The following is a 9,298-nucleotide window of genomic DNA, read 5'->3' on the forward strand; positions in this document are numbered from 1 at the left end:
CCACGTGGTACGACGTACCGTTTGGTGCAAAACGCTCCACGTGGTACGACGTACCGTTTGGTGCAAAACGCTCCACGTGGTACGACGTACCGTTTGGTGCAAAACGCTCCACGTGGTACGACGTACCCTGCCCCATCCTGATTGCGGCTGTAAAAGCTCATCGTGTCCCAGCCCTCCCCCGCCGGATGCTGGTCGTTCCAGCCTGCTGCCGAAGCTCCTGGCGCAGCTTGTCCAGCTTGGCCCGCGCGGACAGCGCCGTATCCGAATCATTGCGGTGCGGCTCGGATGCAGCAGCCTGGGCCGCAGACGGACATTCCTGTGCCGAACGGGCTTCCTGCCTTGCTGCACGTTCGCGCTCGATCTCGCGCCTGGCGGCGACCCGATCGGCCATGGTCAGCACCAGCGTGCCCTTTTCGTGATGCCGCACCAGGGCGTGGAGCCAAGCCGGCGGGTTGTGGATCGCCTTGTTGCTGCCCAGATGCCCTTGCAACTCGTCTAGCAACGGCTGACGAATGGCCTGCGGCGCCGTTGCCAGAACCTTGTTCACCCCGATGAGCCACTCCGCATCCAACCGGTCGGGCATGACCAGTGGATCGGCTTGGGTGCCGGGCTCAGGTGCCGACTGGGGTGCATGCTCATGCGCGAGTTCTGCCGCTGGCGCCGATGCCTCTCGCTTTTGGACGACGGATTCCTGCGGCGCTGGTGCTGGCGCAGCGGTCTCTTCGCTGGTGTCCGGGAAATGCTCATCCTCCCGACCACGACCACACTCCGCTTCCTGCTCAACGGCAAAGTTGTCCACAGGGCGAGGCTGCCCAGGGTCGCGCGTAAGAGGAGTTGGAGGTTTATTTAATACATTCTTTATATAGGTTCGACAAAACGGCAATTTAGTTTCGACGTTTCGGCATTCAAGTTTCGACGTTTCGGCATTTGTCGATTCAAGTTTCGACAAAAGGGCAAACGATTGACACTCGGGCGTGTCGGAACGCGGAGCGGACGCGGATGGGACCGCGTTCTGTCCTGCAGAATTTTGCCCGCCTGGGTGAAGTACGGGCGTGGATGCCCGTGGAGCGAACATGCGCATCACCTGCGAGACAGGCGTGACGCTGGCCGTGCTGCCTTCGGGCTGCGTGCCGATCGAACCCGCCACCGAACTTGCCACCATGGGACCGAACAGGGGCAACTGCTTTGCCGCGGGCTTGCCGGGCGAGGCCAGCCAGCGCCGCAATGGCTCGGCCGGGACCTCCGGCACCTGGCGCACGGGTTGTGCGATCGGGGCGATCGATATGGGCTTGAGCACGGACGGGACCGTGGCCGAGGCCGCAACGAGGTGCATGGCCGGCTGTGGCTTCCTGCCCCTGGAGGGCAGCAGCTTTTGCTCCTGACCTTGCAGGCAGGCCATGATGGCGCCCAGGTTGAGCCGCACCGTGGTGGAGTATTCGTGGACGAGGCCGGCCCGCTTGAGCCGCTCGCGCGCATTGCGCTGTGTCTTGGGGCCAAGGCACAGGGCGATGCGAATGTCCTCTTGAGAGACGCGGAAGTAGCCGTCACCCTGCGGCCCTCGGCATGACGCCCGGGCCACCAGCGCGCGGCGCTGCTGTTGCAGAAGATAGGACAGGTACAGGCCACCGGCAACGCTGCCTGCCAGATCCGAAAGGGGACGGTAGAAACTCACGTACTGACCGAACCAGGGCGCAAGCGCTTCCCAGCCCAGCGGTGATCCATGCTCAGGCTTTGCATGTTCCTGGGGCAGGTTGGCCCAAGCGGCCAGTTGTTGCAGGTTGACCTTGAAGTGCAGCCGTGCGGGCTTGCCCGCCAGATGCTCGGAGAGCAGTTTCTCGCGCACCAGTAGTTCGCGCACGGTCGTCTGCTCGCGCGTGGTGAGGCCCGTGGCCTGCTGCCACTGCTTGGCGGTCAGGAAGAACCATCCGCCGCGGTGGGAGCCGGTCTTGGCCAGATGCCGTGTCCAATACAGCGCATGCCCGAGGAACACCGCAGCCTTAAAGTTGTCCAGCCGCTCGGCCAGGGCCGGGTGGAACTGGATGAACCCCTGGGCCGCAAGCAGGCGCAGCGCCTCGTCCGGTGCGACAGAGCCGGGCAAGGAGGGCTGCTCGTGTGCGGTGTCGATCCGCCGAAGGCCTGTGATCATCGGACGCTGGTCAACGGCTCTCTGGACCGTTCGGGCCGAACTGCGAGTCAGGACGGCTGGCGGGTTTCATGAAAACCAACCAATGCGTGAGGCTTTTGTGGCCGGACAGATGACCGAACAACGGGTCGATCTCGGTCAGTGCCAGAACCTCGCTCACCTTGACCTGGGCCTCGTTCCATTTGAAGACCAGCACCCCGTTCGGAGCGAGGACCCGAAAGCACTCGGCAAAGCCACGCCGCAGATCCTCGCGCCAATCGGGGCCGAGTTGTCCGTACTTGGCTGCCAGCCAGCTCCTGGGCCCTGCGCGCAGCAGGTGTGGAGGATCGAAGGCCACCAGGTTGAAGGTTCCGTCTTTGTAAGGCAGCGCTCGGAAGTCCATCGCCACGTCCGGTTCGATGCGCAGGGTTCGCGTGCCATCTTGTTTGCCATGTGATCGGTCCGTGACCGTCACGACCTCATGGCGCAAGTCGCCGAAGACGACATCGGGGTGCTGCCGGTCGTGCCACATCATGCGGCTGCCGCAGCATGGATCGAGCACTCTGCGAATCGCAACGTCTCGCGCTTCCTGGTGTGGCGCGACCAGACTCGTTTGCATAGTTCTTCTCACTTTGCGATTTGCCGCACTGTCGGCAGTGCGGGAAAACCAGAATCCATTGCCCCATCCTGCGGCTGTAGCTGCTGAAACATCTGCGCGAGCGGCTCTGCCTGCTCGATCAGGGCCCGTGCGATGGCATCCAGGTGCAGGCGATAGACGATGGGCTTGCGCTGTCCGGACTGCTCCGAGATCAGGCCGGCTGCGATCAACTGGCGGCGGCAGGTTTCCTGCTGCCCGCGGCTGATGCCGGTTTCCTGCTCGCAGTCGTGGCCGGACATGGCAAACACGAAGGTGTCGCCTTGGAAGCTCTCCCGAGGCGCATGGACCATGCGCGCCATGGCGCTGGACAACCACAGAGCCGGCACCACGCCGCCTGCGATGTCCACGTAGGCTCGGTGAAACGAGATGGGCGCCTGCCCGAGCCAGTCGAGCAGGACCGCTTGGCCCAGCAACGCACCGTGCAGGTTGTTGGCCGCGGGCGCATCAGGCGTTAGGCGCTCAATGGGTGGGAGATCCGTGGGCGCGAGCGCCACGTCCGCTGCCGGACTATTTGCCCGGCGCGCGCGCCGCTCATGCCGGTTGGAGAGGTGGGTGACTTTGTTCGCGCCCATGGGAGTGTCCTTTCAGAGGGAGCCGAAGTTGCTGCTGGACGTGGCCACGGCCTCGTCGAACTCGGTCACGGTGGCGTGCAGGGCCTGGATGCGCAGGTCCGGAAAGCGCTGGTGCAGTGCGTAGATGCGCTCGCGCAGCGTGGGGTGATCGCCCGAGCGCTCCATGTCGTGCCAGACCCGGTGGATCTCGTCACGCAGCCGCTCGCTGGGCATGGAGGGCCGGCCGCTGGGCACGCCATCGGGGACCAGCAGTTCCCGCAGATCGCGGAATTCATCGGCCGTCAACTTGAAGAACTGGCAGACCATCTGGCGCGAGGCGCCGTGGCGGATGAAGTATTCGCGCAGATGCGCGTCCCGGCGCTGCCAGTCCAGGCGCTGCAGGCACGCCGCGATCGCGCGCTGCGGTAGCTCGACGCGGATGTCCAGCTCCGTTTGCGCGATATTGATCAGATCACGCGCGGGCCGATGGCGCAGGCTGTCCAGGAACTCGGGGGTGAAACCTGCGGTCAGCAAGGCATCGAAGCCACCCTGGTCCATGTGCTCGACGAGGTGCTCCAGCAGCATGCGCTTAAGCATGGGGTTGGTGATCGCGAGCATGGGTCAGCGGCTCCCGTTGGAGTGAGGGGCGCTGCGCCAGGCCATGCGCGTGACCTGCTCCAGGCGATCGGCCTCGTGCTTGGCGTCCACGGCAACCTGGTTCAGTCGCTCAAACTGCGAGTTGTCCCAGCTCTCGCACTGGAAGACACGATCAGCGGCGATGCGCCACCGTGCCAGGGCTGCCTGCCAAGCCGCGTGCTCGACGGGCACCGTGTGCGGCGCATCGATGAGGAAGAATTCGACCGCCATCAGAGCGTCCCTCCTGCGGCCACCGGATCGGGCATCGCGCAGACGATGCGATTCATGGCCGCGCCGCGGGTCAACGCACACTCCACGGCCTGCTCCAGCGTGGGGAACAATCCCCAGTTGGTGGAGCGGTCCCACGCGCCGCCATCCAGGCAGCGCACGTCGTAGCGGGTGCCCGAGGGCCAGGCGGCGAGCCACTTCGCGCGGTTCTCGCGCCAGTGTTCCCGGCCGGCGGCGGCGTATTCGTCGGTTCGCTGGGCGTAGAACGCATCCATCGCTTCGATGGTCTCTGTGCGGATGAAAGGCAAGTACCACCACTTGCCGTGCGCTGGCGGACGCGCATCGTTGGGCGTGGCATCGAAGTCCTCGGGCATCCGGGGATCGATGGGAATGCCGTGGGCGAGGCCCTCGGCGATGAATTCGGTGCCGTCGCGGTGGACGAACGTTGCGAGCATGTGACCTCTCTTTTGCTTTGATTTCTTACCGCGTGTATGAGCGTGTGTGAGATCTGGCCTGACGTGTCAGGCCGGGCGCTTCAAAAGAGCGGCTCCCACCCGGGCAGGAACCGCTCGGGGTGGTTGAGCCGGATGCGCTCCATGACGGCCATGAGACGGGTGAGCGAGAGGCCCACGTCGGGCGTGGCCAAGACCTGGTAGAGGTCCGGCAGCGCGATGGCGGGCTGACCATCCAGGGACTGGACCTGCACGGTGGCGGCTTCCAGGCACGCTTCCTCGAAGCCCTGGGGACCGCGGGCCACGGCCTGCGTCCAGCGCGATGCGTTCACGTCGGTGATCGTGGCGGTGATCGTGGCGGTGATGCGTCGGTCGTACTGGCCCGAGAGGGCCGCAAGTACCTTCCAGAGCGCTGCGCGCAGCACCACCTGTGCCTCGGGGAGGGCTTGCCCACCGACATGGGCGATGTCCTGCTCGGGCAGATCGGCCAGGTAGCCGAAGGGCATGGTCTGGACGGCGCACAGGATGTCTTGAAGGGGCACGACGTCGTTGAGATTGCTCAGGTGCTCCAACACCAGGCCCTGCAGATCGGCATTGGGAGATTCGGCCATCAGCAGGGACGAGTCGGGGGCCGGCGCAGGGAGATTGGGGACATACGCCGGCACGGAGGGCTGTGCAGCGGGCCGAGTCGGCGCCGAACTGGGCGCTGGTGCTCGCGCCGCAGGCACGGGTGCCAGCATGCCCGCCAGCGGCGGCTGGTGCAGGATCGGCATCGGCGCGGCCGCAGGCGGTGCGACCTTGACCTGCCGCAGCGTCTCGGCGGAGATGCGTGCATCGCTCTCCAGGGCCGAGATCATGGCTGGAATGGCTTGGGCGTCCAGTTTGAGCAGCGTGGCCACCGTCGCGTTCAGGTCTTGCACCAGCAGCGGGACATCCAGCGTCGGTGGCGTGGCTTTTTCTTCGTGCCCGGTTTGCTGGCCGCGCATGGCCGCTGCCTGCACGGCCATCGAATCCGCATGGCTGCGCAGCGTTTCCTGAATGGCCTGCTGCACTTCCACGCGCCGGCCTAGCCGATCTGCGAGCTGGTGCAGCGCGCCTACCAGTGGACGGACTACGGTGTTGACTTCCGTGGCGCGCAGCCAGGGTCCGATCGGCGAGAGGAACTCCACCGCGAATGCGAAGTTCTGCAGCACCTTGAGGCCGAACCCCAGGCCCATCGTCTTGAGTTCTGCATTCAGTTCACCGGCCGTGAGCGGCTTACCCCGCTCCTTCTCCAGCTCGGCCTTGAAGGTGTTCACGCCTTGCGCGTTCTCCCAGAACGAGATGTCGCCCCGCATCTTGTTCTCGGCCAAGTGCGCGGCGATCGTGCGCGCATGGCCCGCCCAGGCTTTGACGATGACGTGCAGCCGCGCGAAGCGCTGGTCGCCAGCCTTGAACAGTTCCTTGGCGATCATCAGGCGCGTGTTGCCGCCGCCGTAGGTCGTGTAGCGTTCCTGGCCCGGCCTGCGGGTCACCGTGATCGCATTGGTGATGCCATCTGCCTGGATGCTCGCCTTGATCTCGTCATACAGCGGATTGGGCTGCGTGCGTGGGTTGTGCTCGTAGGGCTCCACGTCGTCCACGGACAGCAGCGAGAACGACATGTCCATGTCCGACCTCGGGTCCAAGCCCTCGGTGGCGTTGCGCAAGGGGGGCAGCGCGAGCGCCGCCCTCGCCTGCTCGCGGTACTTCTCGTTGCGGTCCGGCTTGGCTGCTGCCTTGGCGGGGGCCGGCTTGGTGTCGGTGCTCATGGATGCTTCCTGTGTTGTGGAGGGGCCGGCATCATGACCGCTCAGGCGCAGGCGCTCGGCCCGCTGCGCCGCTGTCAGCGTTTCGGGGGTGTGCGAAGGCATGGGGTTTCACCACCGTCCTTCTCACGCCGATGCCGTGCTGCCGGCAGGGCCGGCTTTCTCCTTGGGCTCCGGCTCTGCCGGAGACTCATGTGCTGGCCGGATGGCCTGCACGATCTCGCCCCGGTGATTGGGGGCGAACTTGTTGACCAGTGAGGGGATCAATTCCCACAGCAGCGCATGCATCACGTCGCCCGCCTTGATGGGGTCGATCCAGTGCACGGGCACTTGCGCCGTGGCGGCTTTCTTGTAGGCGACCGTGCTGGGCACGGTGGTCGAGAGGACGGACACGCGCCCGCGCATTTCCAGAAACTGGTCCCGGATCAGGCCCGACATGGCGTCCGAATCCACGGTGCGCTCCACGCGGTTGATGATGGCCTTCATGGCAGGGACGGTGAATCCCATGTTCACCGAGGATTCCAGCCGCTCCAGCAGCTTGAGCGTGCCGTCCACGAACTCGCGCGCCGACACGATATCGGGCGAAGCCGGGGCGATGAGGATGTCGGCCGCGTTGACCGCGGCGTCCTGCAGGTGGCCCACCGCGCCCTGCGTGTCGATGATCACCACGTCGTAGTCGCGCTGCACGTCGGCGCTGGCGAGCGACATGCGGATGCGCACCAGACGATCCAGGCGGTTGGACAGCCAGTCCTGCAGCCGGCCGTCGCGTGTGTCGGAGGCGACCAGGTGCATGAAACCGCCCTGCACATTCAGGCGAGAATGGTCTCCCGGAAAATCTTCCGGAGGCAATTCGATATGGCTCACGCAGTCGGCGGACAATATGCCGCCCATTACCATGGTGGTCAGGCCATTAACCGCCGCATGGGACAGCTTGAAATACCGGGTGAGCGACGGCTGAACGTCAGCGTCGACAAGAAGGACGCGGTAGCCGAGATCGGCGAGCAGCCCTCCCAGGTTGGCTGAAAGGGTGGTTTTGCCTACGCCGCCCTTGGTGGCGACGACGGTGAGTGTGAGCATGGAATCCTCGCTGAATCAGGTTATGTACCTGATTCAGCGCGGAGGGGTCGGCGCAATTTTTCTATCTTTTAATAATCTCAAGAATAATCATTTCTGATTATTATTCACACTCAAAAGAGGTGCTTGAGAATATACATCGCATCTATTCAGAAGATATTAAAAAATGGGATCAATATCCCGATAGATAGATGCAGATAAAGGCAATTGCGACTCCCCCTCGCTGAATCGCACGGTGTGGACTGTAGGTGCATCCAGCTACCCATGTCAATTGTTGAACGACTGTGTTTGTGTCAAGACGATTATTTTTTGACTTCAAACTTACTCAGCGTGTTTGATGGCTGATCACTCCAGCTTGAGCACAGGGTTCGGCGGCGGCACCGGCACCACCCAGCGGTCGGGCTCGGACAGCACGACGGCGGCGAGCCGCCCGACACTGGCGCCGCCTCGGCCCATGACCTGGTAGCGTAGGATGTTCACGCGGCCCTTGCCCTGGCCCGAGGTCATGCGGTGCCAGCCGGCCTTGATGACCTCGCGCTACACTTACAGGCCGGTGGCATCCGCCTGGTCGGCGGGCCAGGTGTCGCGGGCGTAGAGCTTGAAGATCAGCGGCGAGACGAGCGCAATGCCTTCTTCCACGAAGTGCATGGCGGCGCCGGTCTCGTTGTGCTTGATCTCACGGCTTGCCAAGCCGTTTTGCAGCCAGCGCATGAAGGCGACGGCGACTTCGCTGGGCTCGACCTTGCGGGCGGCCGCTTCGTGTGGCAGCTCGTGCAGATGCGGCGCCAGCACCACCGGCGTGGGTTGCGTGCGCGCAGAAGTCTCAGGAGCCGAGCCGAACAGCGGACGCACGAAGCCGGCCTCGGGCCGCTGCTGGGGCGTGGCCGTCGATGGTGCCGTGTCCCGCTGGGACGCCGGCGTCGGTGCCGCCGCGGGCGCCTTCGACGTTGATACAACCTTGGGTTTGGCTGCGGCCTGGGCCTGGGCCTTCTTGCCGTTCGGCGTTGGGGCATTCTTGGGCGACACCGGGTGTGGTCTGGACGCTGCCACCGGCATGTTGGGCCGCGCCGGTGCAGGCAGTACAGAGCGCACGTCATCGTCGTCGTCCAGCCATCCCCCGTCGATGTCGAAACCATCTTCGTTGCCCCCGATGCGGATCACGTCGTCCAGGGGCGGGAGCGTGGGCTCAATGTGTTGGGGCGCCTGCGCCTGTGTGGGCCGTTTGGTCGGTACGGCAGCGGCGGGCGCTGTCACTGATGCCGGGGCCGGGGCGGCTGATCCTGGCGCAGTTGTCTGTGTGACCGCTGCAGGAGTTGCCGCAATCTCCTGCGCATTGCCGTTCGATCCTGGCGCAGGCTTGGGCTTGGGCCGGTTGAAGACGGGGGCCTTGAGCTGCCCCAATGCATTCGCTGCATCAGCGCGTTCGGTACCCTGCTGCACCGATACATGCCCTGCCCCATCCTCTGGCGCAGCATCGCCTGCTTCATCCTTGCGTTTGTCGCGCACCTCGATGCGGCCGGCCATCGCTTGCGGGTACTGGCTCGGATCATCGTAGAGCTTGGCCAGCGGAAACCTCAGCATGGTCAGCGAGTGGCTGTAGCCTGTTGCAGCTGCCGTGTCCTGATGCGTTGCGGCAGCTTCCTGCGGGCTTGCTGCACTGTCGGTAGTCGGCCCTGCAAAATTCGCCACCCGCTTCAAGCCAATCTGAGTAAGCCAGGCTTTCCTTCTCGCGGCCTCGCGGCAAGCGCCATGGGCGGCTCGGCCAGCAGCGCGAGCAGACGCAAATAAAG

Annotated in this window: 10 protein-coding genes; all 10 read right to left on the reverse strand. The window is 64.7% G+C overall.

Going from position 1 to position 9,298, the window contains the following annotated elements; translation table 11 throughout:
- Nucleotides 1-157 precede the first annotated feature (157 nt).
- Entirely contained in the window at nt 158-2,098 is a 1,941-nt protein-coding gene (locus AVHM3334_RS22860; protein ID WP_284415751.1) for a hypothetical protein, read from the reverse strand.
- 58 nt (nt 2,099-2,156) lie between these two features.
- Complete coding sequence (locus tag AVHM3334_RS22865; RefSeq protein WP_349816644.1) at nt 2,157-2,654, reverse strand: class I SAM-dependent methyltransferase; 498 nt, start codon at nt 2,652-2,654, stop codon at nt 2,157-2,159.
- 95 nt (nt 2,655-2,749) lie between these two features.
- Nucleotides 2,750-3,352 carry a hypothetical protein gene (locus tag AVHM3334_RS22870; protein WP_284415753.1) on the reverse strand — a complete coding sequence of 201 codons (603 nt, stop codon included), beginning with the start codon at nt 3,350-3,352 and terminating at the stop codon, nt 2,750-2,752.
- Nucleotides 3,353-3,364: 12 nt separating this feature from the next.
- On the reverse strand, nt 3,365-3,949 hold the full coding sequence (locus tag AVHM3334_RS22875) for an STY4526/YPO1902 family pathogenicity island replication protein (protein WP_284415754.1): 585 nt from the start codon (nt 3,947-3,949) through the stop codon (nt 3,365-3,367).
- A 3-nt stretch (nt 3,950-3,952) separates the two neighbouring features.
- Nucleotides 3,953-4,198 (reverse strand): hypothetical protein, encoded by a 246-nt coding sequence (locus AVHM3334_RS22880; protein ID WP_284415755.1) that lies wholly within the window; start codon nt 4,196-4,198, stop codon nt 3,953-3,955.
- Complete coding sequence (locus AVHM3334_RS22885) at nt 4,198-4,650, reverse strand: hypothetical protein (protein WP_284415756.1); 453 nt, start codon at nt 4,648-4,650, stop codon at nt 4,198-4,200. Before AVHM3334_RS22885 ends, AVHM3334_RS22880 begins: the two co-directional genes overlap by 1 nt.
- Nucleotides 4,651-4,730: 80 nt before the next feature.
- A complete protein-coding gene (locus AVHM3334_RS22890; protein ID WP_284415757.1) occupies nt 4,731-6,539 on the reverse strand; it encodes a ParB family protein in 1,809 nt (602 codons plus the stop codon).
- 21 nt (nt 6,540-6,560) lie between these two features.
- The gene (locus AVHM3334_RS22895) at nt 6,561-7,511 is read right to left on the reverse strand and encodes a ParA family protein (RefSeq protein ID WP_284415758.1); all 951 of its coding nucleotides are present in this window, start codon (nt 7,509-7,511) and stop codon (nt 6,561-6,563) included.
- A 342-nt stretch (nt 7,512-7,853) separates the two neighbouring features.
- A complete protein-coding gene (locus AVHM3334_RS22900) occupies nt 7,854-7,988 on the reverse strand; it encodes a hypothetical protein (protein ID WP_284415759.1) in 135 nt (44 codons plus the stop codon).
- 63 nt (nt 7,989-8,051) lie between these two features.
- The gene (locus AVHM3334_RS22905) at nt 8,052-9,089 is read right to left on the reverse strand and encodes a conjugal transfer nickase/helicase domain-containing protein (protein ID WP_284415760.1); all 1,038 of its coding nucleotides are present in this window, start codon (nt 9,087-9,089) and stop codon (nt 8,052-8,054) included.
- Nucleotides 9,090-9,298: the final 209 nt, after the last annotated feature.

It is taken from the genome of Acidovorax sp. SUPP3334 (assembly GCF_030159055.1).
Taxonomy (GTDB): domain Bacteria; phylum Pseudomonadota; class Gammaproteobacteria; order Burkholderiales; family Burkholderiaceae_C; genus Paracidovorax.

Coding starts and splice junctions, on each gene's coding strand:
- AVHM3334_RS22865 (WP_349816644.1), bottom strand. CDS start 2,654: ATGTGGCACGACCGGCAGCACCCCGATGTCGTCTTCGGCGACTTGCGC.
- AVHM3334_RS22870 (WP_284415753.1), bottom strand. CDS start 3,352: ATGGGCGCGAACAAAGTCACCCACCTCTCCAACCGGCATGAGCGGCGC.
- AVHM3334_RS22875 (WP_284415754.1), bottom strand. CDS start 3,949: ATGCTCGCGATCACCAACCCCATGCTTAAGCGCATGCTGCTGGAGCAC.
- AVHM3334_RS22880 (WP_284415755.1), bottom strand. CDS start 4,198: ATGGCGGTCGAATTCTTCCTCATCGATGCGCCGCACACGGTGCCCGTC.
- AVHM3334_RS22885 (WP_284415756.1), bottom strand. CDS start 4,650: ATGCTCGCAACGTTCGTCCACCGCGACGGCACCGAATTCATCGCCGAG.
- AVHM3334_RS22890 (WP_284415757.1), bottom strand. CDS start 6,539: ATGCCTTCGCACACCCCCGAAACGCTGACAGCGGCGCAGCGGGCCGAG.
- AVHM3334_RS22895 (WP_284415758.1), bottom strand. CDS start 7,511: ATGCTCACACTCACCGTCGTCGCCACCAAGGGCGGCGTAGGCAAAACC.
- AVHM3334_RS22905 (WP_284415760.1), bottom strand. CDS start 9,089: ATGCTGAGGTTTCCGCTGGCCAAGCTCTACGATGATCCGAGCCAGTAC.